The sequence below is a fragment of the Streptomonospora alba genome (genome assembly GCF_000826685.1).
In the GTDB taxonomy this organism is placed as follows: Bacteria; Actinomycetota; Actinomycetes; order Streptosporangiales; family Streptosporangiaceae; genus Streptomonospora; species Streptomonospora alba.
This window is the reverse complement of record NZ_JROO01000018.1, coordinates 97,614-112,499: the sequence shown is the minus strand read 5'-3', so window position 1 is coordinate 112,499 and position 14,886 is coordinate 97,614. Positions and strand designations below refer to the sequence as shown.

Sequence of the window (14,886 nt, the reverse complement as noted above, 5' to 3'; positions counted from 1 at the left end):
CGCGCACGAGCGGCGGGCGACGTCGGCGGTGCCGCGCCCGCCGTGGGCGCCGGGTCCGGGCGGACCCGGCGCCCACCGAGGCCCGGGCCGGTGAACCCGAGGCCCGGGCCGGTGCTCCTGTGCTCGGCTCGCCGCATCGGCGGGCGTGTGCCCGGCACGGCTGCTCGCGCATAGGCTCGGCAGCATGGACGTGAAACTTGGCAGGGTCGTGATCACCGGAGCGGCGGGCAAGATCGGCCCCACCGTGCGCGAGGGGCTGCGTGAGGACGCCGACCACCTGGTACTGGTCGACACGGCCGACATCGAACCCGACGGCGACGCCGAGACCGCCGTCAACGCCGACATCGCCGATCGCGCCGCGCTGCGGGAGGCCTTCAGCGGCGCCGACGCGGTCGTCCACCTCGCCGGGCTCGCCGACGAGGCGCCCCTCGACGAACTGCTCGACGCCAACGTGCGCGGCAGCCTCAACGTCCTGGAAGCGGCGCGCCAGGCCGGGGTGGACCGCGTCGTGCTGTTCTCCAGCAACCGCGTCACCGGCAACTACCCCATCCACCACCACGTCTTCCCCGACGAGCCGCCGCGCCCCGACGGCTTCTACGGCGTCAGCAAGGTGGCCGAAGAGGCTCTGGGCCAGCTGTACGCCGACACCTTCGGCCTGCAGGTGGTCGCCCTGCGCGTCGGCTCCTTCGAGCAGCGGCCCGCCGAGACCCGCCACCTGGCCACCTGGCTGAGCCCGCGCGACTGCGTCGGCTTCGTGCGCGCCGCGCTCACCGCGCCCAACGTGAACTTCGTCGCCGCCTACGCGGTCTCTGGCAACGCCCGCCGGTTCTGGGACCTCAGCGTCGCCGAGAGCGAACTGGGCTACCGGCCCGTCGACGACGCCTCGGCCTACGCGGCCGAATTCCCCGACGACGACCCCTTCTGGCACGGCGGGCCCCAGGGCGGCGACTTCGCCGGGCCCCAGGCGCTGCTGCCCCACCTGGGAGAGTAAGCCGCCCGCGGCGCCGCGCGGATCTGCGGTGTTATGCGACCACCGCCGGGGATAGTAGCGGGGGCATGGGTATTCTCATGCTGATACTAGGGATCGTTCTCATCGTCGCCGGCGTCTTCGCGCTGGTGCGCCGCCAGATGCTGTGGGGCATCGTGCTGATCGTCGTCGGCCTGGTCGTGGCTCCGGGTATCTCCTACTTGGGCTAGCCGGCGCAGCGGCCGCAAATGCCGCCGACGCGTGAGCGCAAACGCCGAACCGAACACCGACCGGGGCACCGGGGTTACCTCCGACCGGCTCCTCAGCGGCGCCGCCGGGTTGAATCCGGTATGCCCCCGCTACCCCTTCACCCTCTTCTTCGCAGGTCCCGTCGCCGCCCGGTGCGGCACGGGGCCTGCGTTTTGCTAGGTTCGGACGGACACCGCCGTCCGGACGACCGCCGGCGCCGCCCTGCAGCGGCCGCCGTGCTCCTCCGGCGCGGCGGCAGGTGCAGCAGAGTGTCGGGCCGCCGGCCCGCCGATGGGGGAGTAGAGCACGGTGAAGAGCGTCGAGCCCGAGGTCCATCTGATCGCCCGCCCGCAGTTGGACTACGACGAGATCGCCGGCTATCTCGCCGACGTCGGCGGGGACAGCTGGCTGGAGCGGCTGGACCGCGGCGACCTCGACTCCGCCCTCAACGACCCGCAGAACCTCGCGGAGTTCGCCGGCCGCCTGTGCTACCGCTCCTGGGAGCCCGGCCTCAACCCCAACGTCACCCGCGTGCGCACCGACCAGGACCAGTACCTGAGCAACCTCCTGGCCAGCATGCACGGCTCCGTCCTTGAGCACGTCAGCTTCAGCTTCGTGCTGCACAACGTGAGCCGCGTGATGACCCATGAACTGGTGCGGCACCGGCCCGGCACCGCGATCTCCCAGGAGTCGATGCGGTTCGTCCGGCTGGACGACCTGCCGTTCTGGTTCCCCGAGTGGGCGCGCGAGGACCCCGAGCTGATGAAGCGCGCCACCGAGATGCTCGACCAGATGGAGCGGTTCCAGCTGTGGATGGCCGAGCACTTCGGCCTCGACGAGGAAGGCGTCAAGTTCGCCGAGAAGAAGCACCGCACGTCCTTCATGCGCCGCTTCGCCCCCGAGGGCGTGGCCACGGGCCTGGTGTGGACCGCCAACGTCCGCACCCTGCGCCACACCCTGGAGGCCCGCACGGCCCCCGGGGCCGAGGAGGAGATCCGCCTGCTCTTCGGCAAGATCGGCGAAACCATGCGCGAGGAGGCCCCGGCGCTGTTCAGCGACTACGAGATCGAAGACGGCGCCTGGGTCCCCAAGTGGCGCAAGGTGTGAGGCATCGAGTCGGGCGTCCTGGCCAAGGGATCAGCCGTGAGCCCCGTTGATCTTGTACCTACCGCCATGGTAATCGCTTTCCCGCGACAGTAGGTACAAGATCAACGGCGGTGGCGGGCCGCGGCGTGAACGCTGGGCCTCGGCCGGTGCGCCGGTTCAGCCGGAGCCGGGGTGGCCGGCGCGGGCCTCCGCCTTGGCGACGCCTTCCTTGCAGGCGCGGACCACGTCGCGGTGGTTGCGGAAGCGCTCCAACAGGTTGTAAGGGCGCGGGGGCTCCTGGTCGGGGGAACCGGTCGCCTCGACGACGGTCAGGGCCTCGCCCTCGGCACGGCCCGAGCGGTACCAGCGCTCCCAGCGTTCGAAGTCGGGGCTGTTGCGGTGGGCGAAGGCGAAGGCCGGCTCGCCCGCACCCTGCAGGGCCGCGCCGTCGCGGCGCCACAGTTCGGCCTCGGCGCCGGGCTCCTCGGGCCAGGCGCGGGCGGTGACCGTGTCCACCCGCGGCGCCGCGCCCGTGCCGACCGCGCGCACCAGCAGCGCGTCCTCGCCGCGCCGGCGCGCCGGGATCTCACGCACCTCCTCCTCGGCGGTCAGCGTGATCAGTACCCGCGGCACCCACCACCAGTTCTCCCGCCGGGCCATCAGCCCGTCGGCGCGCAGCCGCGTGGGCGGATGCTTGACGATCTCCTGCTCCAGCAGGTGCTCCACGAAGCGCGCGCCTTCGAGGTCGAAGCGGATGTCGACCGGCCCCGAGGCCACGAGCCCGCCGGAGGCCTCCTCGGAGCCCGGATCGGTCACGGCGAAGGCGGCGCGCCCCGAGGTCATCGTGTCGACCGCGTCGAGGTGGGCCATGGGCAGCGCCACGCACGGCAGGTCGTCCCACACCAGCGGGACCACCGGGATCCCCGCGGGCCCGGCGGTTCCGGTCCAGCACATTTCCGCGGCCGTCGATCGCCGCCAAACCGTGACCATGTCCAGCAAGGTGGGGCCCTTTGTCTGCGAAGAAGTGCGTGTTAATTTCTGATGACTTTAAACGATCTTCGATGGTTTGTGTCCCGAACCGCGGCGCCTTCGGCGATCGGCCGCTCCAGTCGACGCCGGGCCGATGTGCGGATCGGGCGGGGTGCAGGCCGCGTGTGCACACGTGCGACGTAAGGACAGCCAATGCCAGCAGCCGTAGTCATGGTCGCGGTCCTCGCGATATTCGCCTTGGGCTACCGGTACTACTCGGCGTACCTGGCCAAGCGCGTCTACGCGCTCGACCCGGCGTACGTGACACCGGCCCACACATACCGCGACGGAATCGACTTCGTCCCCACGAACAAGCACATCGTCTTCAGTCACCATTTCATTTCGATCGCCGGAGCCGCACCGATCGTGGGTCCGGCCGTCGCCGTCTTCTGGGGCTGGGGCCCGGCCCTGCTGTGGGTGGTGCTGGGCACCGTCTTCGCCGCCGGCGTGCACGACTTCGGCGCCCTGGCGGTATCGGTGCGCCACAAGGCGAAGAGTATCGGCACACTGGCGGGCGAGGTGATCAGCGCGCGCTCGCGGGTGCTGTTCCTGCTGATCCTGTTCTTCCTGCTGACCATGGTCAACGCGGTCTTCGCGGTGGTCATCGGCATCCTGCTGGACGGCAATCCCGAAGCCGTGCTGCCGGTGCTGGTCACCATCCCGCTGGCCATCGGCCTGGGCCAGCTCGTCTACCGCCGCCGCACCGCCGCGCTGGTCCCCTCGATCATCTGCCTGATCGTCGTCTACGCGTTCATCCCGCTGGGCATCGCGGTGCCGGTATCGCTGGCCCCGGTGGCCGGGGCGCTGGGCATGTCGGCCCAGACGCTGTGGGTGGTCCTGATCTTCGTCTACGCGTTCTTCGCCTCGCGCCTGCCGGTGTGGCTGCTCCTGCAGCCGCGCGACTACGTCAACCAGCTGCAGATGGTGCTGGCGCTGGGGATCATCTTCCTCGGCGTGGTCGTCGGCTGGGACGCCATCGTCGCCCCGGTGGTCAACGACGTGCCCGCCGGCTCGCCGCCGTGGTTCCCGCTGCTGTTCGTGACCATCGCCTGCGGCGCGGTCTCCGGATTCCACAGCCTGGTCTCCTCGGGCACCACCTCCAAGCAGCTGGACAAGGAGACCGACGCCCGCTACGTGGGCTACCTGGCCTCCTCCGGCGAGGGCGCGCTGGCGCTGTGCTCGATCCTCGCCTGCACGGCGGGCGTGGTCGCCACCGCCGGCGAGTGGGACAACCTCTACACCGACTTCGCCACCGCCTCCGACGGCGCGGTGGGCAACTTCGTCAACGGTGTGGCCGGATTCGCCAACAACCTCGGCGTGCCCGTGGCGGTGGGCGCCGTCTTCGCCGCGATCGTCGTGATCAGCTTCGCCGCCACCTCCATGGACACCGGCGTGCGGCTGCAGCGCTACATCATCCAGGAGATCGCCGAGATCACCGGTTTCCGGCCGCTGGCCCGCAACCTGACGGCGGCCACCGCCGTGGCGGTGCTGATCCCGCTGGGCCTGGCGCTGATCCCGGGCAACTTCGCCTTCGGCACGCTGTGGCAGCTGTTCGGCACCACCAACCAGCTCACCGCCGGCCTGGCGCTGTCGGTGATCGCGGTATGGGTCACCAAGAACCGCCGCAACCCGATCGCGGTGCTGGTGCCGCTGGTGTTCCTGGTGGTCATGACCACCTGGGCGCTGATCGTGAACCTGCAGGGGTTCATCGCCTCCGGCGAGCCCATGCAGATGTACCTGCTCGCCCCGCTGGACGTGGCGATCTTCGTGCTGGCGATCTGGCTGATCATCGAGGCCGCGATCGCACTGCGCCGGGCCTTCGCCCAGCGCGGCACGGTGACCGGCGCCGAGGCTTCGGCCGAGGAGACCGCGGGAACCGACGAGGCCCAGTGACGTGACCGGGAGGTGGGAGCAGCTGCGCAGCGCGTGGCGCCGGATCGAGGAGTTCCACGAGGAGTGGTTCGCCTCCCGTTGGCGCCACGTGCTGCGCCGCGAGGCCCGCACTCAGCAGGACACGCTGCGGGCCATGGTCCTGCTGCAGACGCTGGGCGTGGAGGATCCCGCCGCTTATGAGACCCTGGATCTGATTCCGTATATGGTCGCCGACCTGCACGAATGGCATCAGCGCATGGGTCGGGAGACCTTCGGCGACGAGGGAGTGTGCTGCTGAGCGCCGAGCCGGGCCGACGAGACGGGGGGTGCGGGCGTGGCCGCTGACACGGGCCCGCCGCCCGGCGGCACCGCACGGCGCGGTGACCCCGGCCCCGGTGAGGAGATCGGCGCGGGCGGGCGCCCCCTCGTCTTCTTCGGCGGCAAGGGCGGCGTGGGCAAGACGACCCTGGCCGCGGCCACCGCGCTCGCCTTGGCCGACCGGGGCCTGCGCACCCTGGTGATCTCCACCGACCCCGCCCATTCGCTGGGCGATGCGCTGGAGACACGGCTGGGCGACGCCCCGCGCCGCGTCGCCGAGAACCTGTGGGCGGCCGAGCCCGACGCCGACGCCGCCGTGCGCCGACGTGTCAAGCAGGTCACCGACGACGCCTACGCCGCGCTGCCGCGCGAGATCATGCCCGCCGTTCAGCGCCACCTCGACCACGCCGCGGCCGGTCCGGGCATGGCCGAGTCCGCGCTGAACGATCTGCTCGTCGACACCATGGAGCGGGTGCCCGGCGAGTGGGACCGCCTGGTGGTCGACAGCGCCCCCACCGGCCACCTGCTGAAGATGCTGCACATGCCCGCGCTGCTGACCCCCTGGCTGCAGGGCCTGGCGCGCCAGCGCGAGAAGGCCGTGGACGCCGACCGCTTCGCCGCGGGCATGGTCGGCGGTTCCGCCGAACCCGAGCCCGACCCGCTGCTGGAGAAGCTGCGCGCCCGCCGGCAGCGGCTGGAGCGCGCCGCCCGCCGACTGCGCGAGGACGCCGCGGTGCACCTGGTGCTGCTGCCGCGGCGGATGGTGCTGGCCGAGACCGATCGGGCCGCCGAGGAGCTGGCCGAGGCCGGCTTCCACCTGGGCCCGGTGGTCCTCAATCAGGTGCCCGAGAGCCCCGACGCCGCGGTCGTGGAGGCGGTGCGCAGCCGTTTCGGCGACCGCGGGATCCGCTGCTGCCGACTGCGCGACGAGGAGCCCACCGGCGCCGAGCGGCTGCGCCGGATCGCGCCGGAGCCACTGTGACCTCACCGCTATAACGCGAGCCCCGGCCGGGTAAGCTCGCTACTCGTACACCTGGGAGGTGGGGTGGCGAGCCGAGTGAGTCCGAGCGCCGGGGGCCGCGTCGCGGACGACCGCGTCTGGACCGTGCCGAACCTGCTGAGCATGCTGCGCCTGGCGGGCGTTCCCGTGTTCCTGTGGTTGGTGCTGGTGCCCCAGGCCGACTGGTGGGCGCTGGGCGTGCTGGCCTTCGCCGGGGTCTCCGACTGGCTCGACGGCAAGATCGCCCGTGCCTGGAATCAAGCGAGCCGGCTGGGCGCGCTTTTGGATCCCACCGCCGACCGCCTCTACATCTTCGCCGCGCTGCTGGGCCTGGTCGTGCGCGACATCGTGCCGTGGTGGCTGATGGCGGTGCTGGTGCTGCGCGACGTGCTGATGCTGCTCGCGCTGCCGGTGCTGCGCTACTACGGCTACGGCACGCTTCCGGTGAATTTCGCCGGGAAGGCGGCCACGCTCTGCCTGCTCTATTCCTTCCCTTTGTTGTTCATCGCCGGATACGCCGGAATGGTCGGCGATGTGGCACGGATTATGGGTTGGGCGTTCGCCATCTGGGGAACTGCTATCTATTGGTGGGCCGGACTGCTGTACGCGGAGCAAGGGCGGCGATTGATCGCGCAGGCCCGGCGGGCCGACCGTCCATCCGGCACGGGTGAAAAGCCCCTGCCAGGGGTAGCGGCCACAACCGGCGGCGACAGCCGGGAAGAAGCGGAACCGGCGCAGTCGGACCAGACGGCTCCCGGCCGCGGTTCCCGCGGTTCCGGACCACCGTCCAGCGGCACGAGCGATAGGAAGGGAGCGACGTCCCCACCATGAGAATGCGCCCGAGGGCGTCCGGCCGTCCACGTCATGGGGTCGGGGGGTGGCCCCGATGAAGGCCGTAGTCATGGCCGGAGGCGAAGGCACCCGCCTCCGCCCGATGACCGCCAACCAGCCCAAGCCACTCCTGCCCGTCGTCAACCGGCCGATCATGGAGCACGTCCTGCGGCTGCTCAATCGGCACGGCTTCGACGACACCGTCGTGACCGTGCAATTCCTGGCCACGCTGATCCGAAACTACTTCGGCGACGGCGAGGAACTCGGCATGAACCTCGACTACGTCGCCGAAGAGGTACCCCTGGGTACGGCCGGAAGCGTGAAGAACGCCGAGGAGTACCTGCGCGGCGAACCGTTCATCGTCATCTCCGGTGACGCGCTGACCGACATCGACCTGACCGACATGGTGCGGTTCCACCGCGAGAACGGCGCCAAGGTCACCATCGGGCTCAAGCGGGTCGAGAATCCGCTGGAGTTCGGCATCATCATCGTCGACGAACAGGGGCGGGTGCAGCGGTTCCTGGAGAAGCCCACCTGGGGGCAGGTGTTCTCCGACACCGTCAACACCGGCATCTACATCATGGAGCCCGAGGTCCTCGACGAGGTCGCCGAGGGCGAGGTGGTCGACTGGTCGGGCGACGTGTTCCCCAAGCTGGTCAAGGACGGCGAGCCCGTCTACGGCTACATCGCCGACGGCTACTGGGAGGATGTCGGCACCCACGAGAGCTATCTGCGCGCCCAGGCCGACGTGCTCTCCGGCAAGGTCGACGTGGAGATCGACGGCTTCGAGGTCTCGCCCGGGGTCTGGATGGCCGAGGGCGCCGAGGTCGACTCCGAGGCCGTGCTCAAGGGCCCCCTCTACATCGGCGACTACGCCAAGGTCGAGGCCGGTGCGGAGCTGCGCGAGTTCACCGTGCTGGGCAGCAACGTCGTGGTGCGCTCGGAGGCGTTCCTGCACCGCGCCGTGGTGCACGACAACGTCTACATCGGCGCCAGCACCAACCTGCGCGGCTGTGTCATCGGCAAGAATACCGACGTGATGTCCAGCGCCCGCGTGGAGGAAGGGGCGATCGTCGGCGAAGAGTGCGTCATCGAGTCCGAGGCGTACCTCTCCAACGAGGTCAAGGTCTACCCCTTCAAGACCATCGAGGCCGGCGCCGTCGTCAACAGCAACGTCATCTGGGAGTCGCGCGGCCAGCGCTCGCTGTTCGGCCAGCGCGGGGTCTCCGGGCTGATCAACGTCGAGATCACGCCCGAACTGGCGGTGCGGCTGGCCAGCGCGTTCGCCACCACGCTGAAGAAGGGCTCGGTGGTGACCACCTCGCGCGACGTCTCCCGGGCGGCGCGCGCGCTCAAGCGGGCGGTCATCAGCGCACTCACCGCCAGCGCCATCGACGTGCGCGATCTGGAGGTGGTGCCGCTGCCGGTGGCGCGCTTCCACACCTCGCAGAGCGGGGTGGCCGGCGGCATCAGCCTGCGCACCTCGCCGGGCGACCCGCAGTCGGTGGACATCATGTTCTTCGACGAGCGCGGCGCCGACCTGTCGCCGGCGGCTCAGCGCAAGCTGGAGCGGGTGTTCTCCCGGGCCGAGTACCGCCGCGCGTTCCCCGGCGAGATCGCCGAGCTGTCCTTCCCCTCGCGCGGCGTGGAGAACTACGCCCACGACCTGCTGCGCACCGTGGACACCTCGGGCGTCAGCGAGGCCGGGCTGAAGGTGGTCGTCGACTGCGCCGGCGGCACCGGATCGCTCATCCTGCCCTCGCTGCTGGGCCGGCTCGGGGTCGAGGTCCTCACCGTCAACAACAAGCTCGACGAGGACTCGCCCACCGACACGCTCGCCAAGCAGATGCGCGACCTGCAGCACCTGGGGGAGCTGGTCTCCTCCTCGCGGGCCGACTTCGGCGTGCGCTTCGACCCGGTGGCCGAGCGCCTGTCGGTCGTCGACGAGAACGGCCAGGTGGTCGACAACGAGCGCGCCCTGCTGGTGATACTGGACCTGATCGCCGCCGAGCGCGGGGGCGGGCGCATCGCCCTTCCGGTGACCACCACACGCGTGGCGGGCCAGGTCGCCGGCTACCACGGGGTCGAGGTGCAGTGGACCCCCACGGCCGTCGACGAGCTCACCAAGGCCGCTCAGGCAGAGGACATCGTCTTCGCCTCCGACGGCCGCGGCGGCTACGTGGTGCCGGAGTTCTCCCGCACCAGCGACGGCATCGCCGCGTTCGTGCGGCTGCTGGGCCTGGTCGCACGCACCCGCATGTCCTTCAGCGAGATCGACCGGCGCATTCCGCAGTCCCATCTGCTGCGCCGCTCGGTGCCCACACCGTGGGCGGTCAAGGGCAGCGTGATGCGCGCGGTGGTCGAGGCCTCCGAGGGCCGCGAGGTCGACACCACCGACGGTGTGCGCGTGGTCGAGCCCAACGGAGCCTGGGCGCTGATCCTGCCCGACACCTCCGAGGCGGTCACCCACCTGTGGTCGGAGGGCCCCGACTCCGACACCGCCCAGCGGCTGCTGGAGGAATGGGCCCAGGTGGTCGAGCAGGCCGAAGGCTGAGCCTCCCGAGGCCGATGCGGCGCCCGGGCGCGGGCGCGCGGGCTGCGACCGAATTCGGCCGCAGCCCGCGCGCCCCGCCCGGCGGGCACCGCCGCCTGTGCGGCGCCGATATGGTTTAGAGTCGGGTGTTCCCCACCGGCAGGTCGCCGCACGCATGGGCGGATCCGGGCGGGGCGCAGCTGTATACGACCAGAGCACGGCAGGGGATGACACCATGTGAGAATCCGAGGCGAGCCGGGGAACACAGCACCGGCCCGCCCCGTTTTCCCCGTGGGTGCGGGGGACGCCCCCACCCGCGCTGAAGGACCACCAGCCGATCAAGCACCGCCCCCGTGCGGTAGGAGGCCGAGCCGACCCATGTCGAGCGTTTACTGCACGCAGTGCGGTCACGCCGTTGCGGATGATGCCCGTTTCTGCTCCAACTGCGGTTCCCCCATCCGTGCGGCCGGGCAGGAGGCCGCCCCGGGTTCGGGCGGCAGCCGCGACTCCGTCGGCGAGACCACCTCCACCATCTCCATCGCGGGCATCCAGGCGCTGGAGGCCGAGGCCGAGGGCGAGGACCTTCCCGGCGAGCCCACCAACGTCGACGCCCTGCCTCCGGGCACGGCGCTGCTGGTGGTCAAGCGCGGCCCCAACGCCGGCAGCCGCTTCCTCCTCGACAGCGACGTCACGACCGTGGGCCGCCACCCCAACAGCGACATCTTCCTCGACGACGTCACCGTCTCCCGGCGCCACGTGGAGTTCTTCCGGCGCGGAAACGGATTCGGCGTCCGCGACGTCGGCAGCCTCAACGGCACCTACGTCAACCGCGAGCGCATAGACGAGGCCGAACTCGGCGGCGGCGACGAAGTGCAGATCGGCAAGTTCCGGCTGGTTCTGCTCACCAAGCCGCGCCGCTGAGGCGCGCGGCCCTTTCGGCCGCGCCGACCAGGTTTGCCCGCCCCCCGCACCGGAGAGCCTTTAGGGAAGACCGCCACCGATGGCGCGATCGGGGCATCGCGGTCATGTCGCCGAGATGCGGTGTCGGGGAGGGTCGCAGGAGTCCGGTCCGGGCGTCGACGGCCCCGGACCTGCCTCGGACGTCTGTCGGCGTGGCGGTGTACCGTGAAGAAGACGGAGCAGAGCACACCCTGGCGGGTGCCCCCTCCGGCACGACGAGTCGTGGGACGGAGCCGCAGTGAAGCACATGGAGGTTGTCGGCGTCCGAGTCGAGATGCCCTCGAATCAGCCGATCGTCCTGCTCAAGGAAACCGACGGTGAGCGCTACCTGCCGATCTGGATCGGTGCGGTCGAGGCCACCGCGATCGCCCTCGCCCAGCAGGGTGTGATGCCCGCCCGTCCGCTGACCCATGATCTCTTCCGCGACGTGCTCGACGCGCTGGACGCCGACCTGACCACGGTCAACATCACCTCGCTCAGCGACGGCATCTTCTACGCCGAACTGGTCTTCTCCAACGGGGTCGAAGTCAGCGCGCGCCCCTCCGACTCCATCGCGCTGGCGCTGCGCACCGGTGCGCCCATCTACGCCCACGAGGACGTGGTGGAGGAAGCCGGCGTGCCCATCCCCGACGAGCAGGAGGACGAGGTCGAGAAGTTCCGCGAGTTCCTCGACCAGATCTCGCCCGAGGACTTCGGCCGCACCACCTGACCCCCGCCGCCGCTCGGCTCGGGCGCCGCCGCGGCGCCCGAGCGGGCCAACGCCGCGTCAACATCGGCCCAACATCGTCCCAGCGCACCACTGACGCGGCCGCTCAGTGGGCATTCCCGCTGCGTGGAACCGATGCTCGCGCGCACTGCGGAGGGCCTGCCCGAGGGCCCGCACTGGCGCTACGAACCCAAGTGGGACGGCTACCGCGCCCTAGGTGAGCGCGACGGCGGCGTGTACCTGACCTCGCGGTCGGGCCGGCGGCTCGACTCCGCGTTCCCCGACGTCGCCGCGGCCCTGGAGGCGGTACTGCCCCAAGGGGCCGCGGTCGACGGCGAGATCGTGCGCTGGTCGCCCGAAGGCCGGCTCGACTTCTCCGGGCTGCAGCGCCGCGGCCACGCGGGAGCCGCGGCCGCCCAGCGGCTGGCGCGCACCGATCCCTGCCACTACATCGTCTTCGACCTGCTGCGCCTCGGCGGAGCCGAGCTGGCCGCGAGCCCTTTGGACGAGCGGCGCCGGCGCCTGGAGGAGCTGATGCGCAGCGCGAGCGAACCTGCGGTCATGCTCGGCTGGCAGACCAGCGCCCCCGACGTCGCCCGGCAGTGGTTCGAGCAGATGTGGCGCGTCGGCGTGGAGGGCCTGGTCGCCAAGGACGGACGCGGCCGCTACCGGCCGGGTCGGCGCGACTGGCTGAAGTACAAGCACCGGATCACGACCGAGGCGATCGTGGGCGGTGTGCTCGGCGCGCCCGGCGATCCGCGTGAGCTCATCGTGGGCCGGCGCGACTCCCAGACCGGGGCGCTGCGGGTCGTCGGGCGCAGCGGCGAACTCGCCCCCGCGCAGCGCCGAGAGCTGGGCGGGCTCCTGCGCCCCTCCGGCGGCGACCACCCATGGCCCGAGCGGCTGCCCTCACGATGGGGCACGGCCCGAGGCGAGTACGTGCGGGTCGTTCCCGAGGTGGTCGTGGAGATCTCGCCGGACGCGGCCACCTCGGCGGGGCGCTGGCGCCACGCCGTGGGCTACCTGCGTGCCCGCACCGACCTCGCGCCGGCCGATGTGCCCACCGACCTGTCCATCGAGGAGTGAGATGGAGCCGGCACCCGAGGCGCGCAGGCGCCCAGGCGCGGCCGCACCGGCGGCGGCACCGCACCGCGGGTCAGGAGGCCGGGCGCGCCGCCCCCTCGGAGCGGGCCCGTTCGACGGCCTCCTCCAGCTCCCGGCGGTCCATCTTCGAGCGGCCCGGGACGTCCAGCTCCGAGGCCAGGCGGGACAGATCGCGCTTGGACAGCTCCGACACCGGTGCCTCGCGCGGCTCGGGAGGCGCGCCGCCCCGCCCCGGCGAGCGGCCGCCGCCCCCGCCCCCGGCGGCCGAGCCCTTGGCCTTGCCGCCCCCGGAGGCCGAGCCCGTGGCCTTCCCGCCACCGGAGGCCGAAGCCTTGGCCTTCCCGCCGCCGGCCGGGGCCGAGCGGCGGCCCCCGGCCCCGGCGCCCGAGCCCCGGTCGGCGCTCTCCTCGCCGCTGCGCAGGCTGGCGCGCAGCGCCTCGGTCAGCTCCACGACGTTGGTCTCGGGAGGCGGCCCCTCCTCGGCGTAGCGCACCCGCTCGCCCGCGCTCTTGGCGCGGATCAGCTCGTCGATGCGCTCCTGGTAGTCGTCGGTGTAGTCCTCGGGCCGCCACTCGTCGGCCATCGCGCCGATCAGCTGCTCGGCCAGCTCCAGGTCGCGCTCGCCCAGGTCGGCGCTGGGGATGTTGGGCAGCGTCTCCTCCGGATCGCGGACCTCGTCGGCCCACCACAGCGTGCTCAGCGTCAGCACGCCGTTTTGAGGCCCCACCACCGCCAGGTGCTGGCGCTCGCGCATCACCAGCGTGGTCAGGCCCAGGCGCCCCGATCGCTCCAGAGCCTGGCACAGCAGCCGGTAGGGCTTGGCCGAGCCCTTGGAGTCGGGCGCGACGTAGTAGGCGGAGTCGTACCACAGCGCCTCGACGTCGCCGGCCGGTACGAACGCGCTGATCTCCAGCGAGCTCGACCGCCCCGGCGCGATCTCCTCCAGCTCGGAGGGCTCCACGATGATGTACTCATCGGAGCTCGACGCCTCGGCCTGGGTGCCGCGCACGATCTCCGACGAGCCGACCTCGTCGCCCGTGCGCTCGTTGACCCGCCGGTAGCGGATCCGGTCGGAGGTTCCGCGCTGAAACTGATGGAAGCGCGTTCCGTGGCGCTGGCGGGCGCTGAACAGCCCGACGGGCAGGCTCACCAGCCCGAAACTCAAGGTTCCCTTCCACACCGGAGAGGCCATCGGTGTGCCTCCTTCCGCTCGGACCTACCTCCCATAGTGCCCGTTAGCAGGTAAAACGCCGCAGACAGCGAGTAAAGACACACACGAACGGGGGGAGCGCGGTGAACGGGGAAGCGCTGATATGGCGGGTGGGCCGGCGCCGGGTCCGCATCGGCAAACCCGACAAGGAGCTGTTCGAGCCCGGCGGGGTCACCAAGCGCGAACTCGCCGAGCACTACCGCGCGGTCGCCGAGCCGATGGTGCGCCATCTGCGCGGGCGTCCGCTGGCCATGCAGCGCTATCCGCACGGCATCGGCGACCCCGAGGGCGGGTTCTACGTCAAGAACCGCCCCTCCCACGCACCCTCCTGGGCGGGCTCGGTGCGCGTACCCAAGGACGGCGGCGGCGCCGAGACCGAGATGCTCGTCTGCGACGACGCCGCGACCCTGGTGTGGCTGGCGGACCAGGCCGCCATCACGCTGCACCCGTGGCTGAGCCGGGCGCCCGACGTCGACACCCCCGACCGGCTGATCATCGACCTGGACCCGCCCGGCGACGACTTCGCGGCGGTGCGCCGCGCGGCCCACGACGTCCGCGAGGTGCTGGAGGGCCTGGGGCTGGCCGCCTACCCGATGACGACGGGATCGCGCGGGCTGCACGTGGTGGTCCCCATCCGCCCCGAGATCGACGCCGCACAGGCCCGCGACTTCGCCCACGTGATCGCCGAGCTGGTCGCCCGCCGGCGTCCGGACGAGCTGACGACCCTGCTGCGCAAGCAGCGGCGCGGCGGGCGGCTGTTCCTGGACTACCTGCGCAACGGCTACGCCCAGCTGGCGGTGGCGCCGTACTCGGTGCGCGCGCTGCCCGGCGCGCCCGTGGCGACCCCGCTGTCGTGGGAGGAACTGGAGGGGGTGGACTCGGCACAGCGGTGGACCGTGCGCACCTTCGCCGAGCGCGCCGACAGCGACCCCTGGCGCGACATCGGCCGCCACGCCCGCTCGCCCCGCCGCGCCATCGAGCGGTTGTAGCGGGGGCCGGGGACGCCCGCCCTCGGCGGTGG

14 protein-coding genes are annotated in these 14,886 nt (G+C 71.7%); 12 read left to right on the top strand and 2 right to left on the bottom strand.

Features of this window, described 5'->3' with window-relative positions; genetic code table 11:
* The first annotated feature begins 184 nt into the window (after positions 1-184).
* The 3 genes from LP52_RS10690 (at position 185) to thyX (ending at position 2,323) form a co-directional block, all read left to right on the top strand.
* Positions 185-991: an NAD-dependent epimerase/dehydratase family protein gene (locus LP52_RS10690; RefSeq protein WP_040272876.1), complete on the top strand. Its 807-nt coding sequence runs from the start codon at positions 185-187 to the stop codon at positions 989-991.
* A 65-nt stretch (positions 992-1,056) separates the two neighbouring features.
* Positions 1,057-1,197 carry a GPGG-motif small membrane protein gene (locus LP52_RS28345; protein WP_040272875.1) on the top strand — a complete coding sequence of 47 codons (141 nt, stop codon included), beginning with the start codon at positions 1,057-1,059 and terminating at the stop codon, positions 1,195-1,197.
* A gap of 328 nt (positions 1,198-1,525) precedes the next feature.
* Entirely contained in the window at positions 1,526-2,323 is a 798-nt protein-coding gene (thyX, locus tag LP52_RS10680; protein WP_040272873.1) for an FAD-dependent thymidylate synthase, read from the top strand.
* Between the two features lie 156 nt (positions 2,324-2,479).
* Here thyX and LP52_RS10675 read toward each other — a convergent pair whose 3' ends face one another.
* Positions 2,480-3,292, bottom strand: a complete 813-nt coding sequence (locus LP52_RS10675; protein ID WP_084723104.1) for a hypothetical protein — start codon at positions 3,290-3,292, stop codon at positions 2,480-2,482.
* Positions 3,293-3,484: 192 nt separating this feature from the next.
* Here LP52_RS10675 and LP52_RS10670 point away from each other — a divergent pair, with 192 nt between their 5' ends.
* The 8 genes from LP52_RS10670 to LP52_RS10635 all read left to right on the top strand — a co-directional run bounded on the left by LP52_RS10670 (position 3,485) and on the right by LP52_RS10635 (position 12,637).
* On the top strand, positions 3,485-5,224 hold the full coding sequence (locus LP52_RS10670; protein WP_040272870.1) for a carbon starvation CstA family protein: 1,740 nt from the start codon (positions 3,485-3,487) through the stop codon (positions 5,222-5,224).
* Position 5,225: 1 nt separating this feature from the next.
* Positions 5,226-5,501 carry a cory-CC-star protein gene (locus LP52_RS10665; protein WP_040272867.1) on the top strand — a complete coding sequence of 92 codons (276 nt, stop codon included), beginning with the start codon at positions 5,226-5,228 and terminating at the stop codon, positions 5,499-5,501.
* Between the two features lie 36 nt (positions 5,502-5,537).
* A complete protein-coding gene (locus LP52_RS10660) occupies positions 5,538-6,503 on the top strand; it encodes an ArsA family ATPase (protein WP_084723103.1) in 966 nt (321 codons plus the stop codon).
* A gap of 141 nt (positions 6,504-6,644) precedes the next feature.
* Entirely contained in the window at positions 6,645-7,352 is a 708-nt protein-coding gene (locus LP52_RS10655) for a CDP-alcohol phosphatidyltransferase family protein (RefSeq protein ID WP_052809717.1), read from the top strand.
* Between the two features lie 55 nt (positions 7,353-7,407).
* Positions 7,408-9,906: a mannose-1-phosphate guanyltransferase gene (locus tag LP52_RS10650; RefSeq protein WP_040272865.1), complete on the top strand. Its 2,499-nt coding sequence runs from the start codon at positions 7,408-7,410 to the stop codon at positions 9,904-9,906.
* 357 nt (positions 9,907-10,263) lie between these two features.
* On the top strand, positions 10,264-10,806 hold the full coding sequence (locus LP52_RS10645) for an FHA domain-containing protein (protein WP_040272863.1): 543 nt from the start codon (positions 10,264-10,266) through the stop codon (positions 10,804-10,806).
* A 277-nt stretch (positions 10,807-11,083) separates the two neighbouring features.
* The gene (locus LP52_RS10640; RefSeq protein WP_040272862.1) at positions 11,084-11,554 is read left to right on the top strand and encodes a bifunctional nuclease family protein; all 471 of its coding nucleotides are present in this window, start codon (positions 11,084-11,086) and stop codon (positions 11,552-11,554) included.
* Between the two features lie 132 nt (positions 11,555-11,686).
* Positions 11,687-12,637 carry an ATP-dependent DNA ligase gene (locus tag LP52_RS10635; RefSeq protein ID WP_040272860.1) on the top strand — a complete coding sequence of 317 codons (951 nt, stop codon included), beginning with the start codon at positions 11,687-11,689 and terminating at the stop codon, positions 12,635-12,637.
* Between the two features lie 70 nt (positions 12,638-12,707).
* Here LP52_RS10635 and ku read toward each other — a convergent pair whose 3' ends face one another.
* Complete coding sequence (gene ku / locus LP52_RS10630) at positions 12,708-13,847, bottom strand: non-homologous end joining protein Ku (RefSeq protein ID WP_040272858.1); 1,140 nt, start codon at positions 13,845-13,847, stop codon at positions 12,708-12,710.
* A gap of 101 nt (positions 13,848-13,948) precedes the next feature.
* Between ku and ligD the strand changes: the two genes are divergently transcribed.
* The gene (gene ligD / locus LP52_RS10625) at positions 13,949-14,854 is read left to right on the top strand and encodes a non-homologous end-joining DNA ligase (protein ID WP_238580841.1); all 906 of its coding nucleotides are present in this window, start codon (positions 13,949-13,951) and stop codon (positions 14,852-14,854) included.
* Positions 14,855-14,886: the final 32 nt, after the last annotated feature.

What these genes read in the sequence shown, in the direction of transcription:
- LP52_RS28345 (WP_040272875.1), top strand. Translation starts at nt 1,057, where the DNA reads ATGGGTATTCTCATGCTGATACTAGGGATCGTTCTCATCGTCGCCGGC.
- LP52_RS10690 (WP_040272876.1), top strand. Translation starts at nt 185, where the DNA reads ATGGACGTGAAACTTGGCAGGGTCGTGATCACCGGAGCGGCGGGCAAG.
- LP52_RS10635 (WP_040272860.1), top strand. Translation starts at nt 11,687, where the DNA reads ATGCTCGCGCGCACTGCGGAGGGCCTGCCCGAGGGCCCGCACTGGCGC.
- LP52_RS10645 (WP_040272863.1), top strand. Translation starts at nt 10,264, where the DNA reads ATGTCGAGCGTTTACTGCACGCAGTGCGGTCACGCCGTTGCGGATGAT.
- LP52_RS10650 (WP_040272865.1), top strand. Translation starts at nt 7,408, where the DNA reads ATGAAGGCCGTAGTCATGGCCGGAGGCGAAGGCACCCGCCTCCGCCCG.
- LP52_RS10670 (WP_040272870.1), top strand. Translation starts at nt 3,485, where the DNA reads ATGCCAGCAGCCGTAGTCATGGTCGCGGTCCTCGCGATATTCGCCTTG.
- LP52_RS10675 (WP_084723104.1), bottom strand. Translation starts at nt 3,292, where the DNA reads ATGGTCACGGTTTGGCGGCGATCGACGGCCGCGGAAATGTGCTGGACC.
- ku (WP_040272858.1), bottom strand. Translation starts at nt 13,847, where the DNA reads ATGGCCTCTCCGGTGTGGAAGGGAACCTTGAGTTTCGGGCTGGTGAGC.
- LP52_RS10655 (WP_052809717.1), top strand. Translation starts at nt 6,645, where the DNA reads ATGCTGCGCCTGGCGGGCGTTCCCGTGTTCCTGTGGTTGGTGCTGGTG.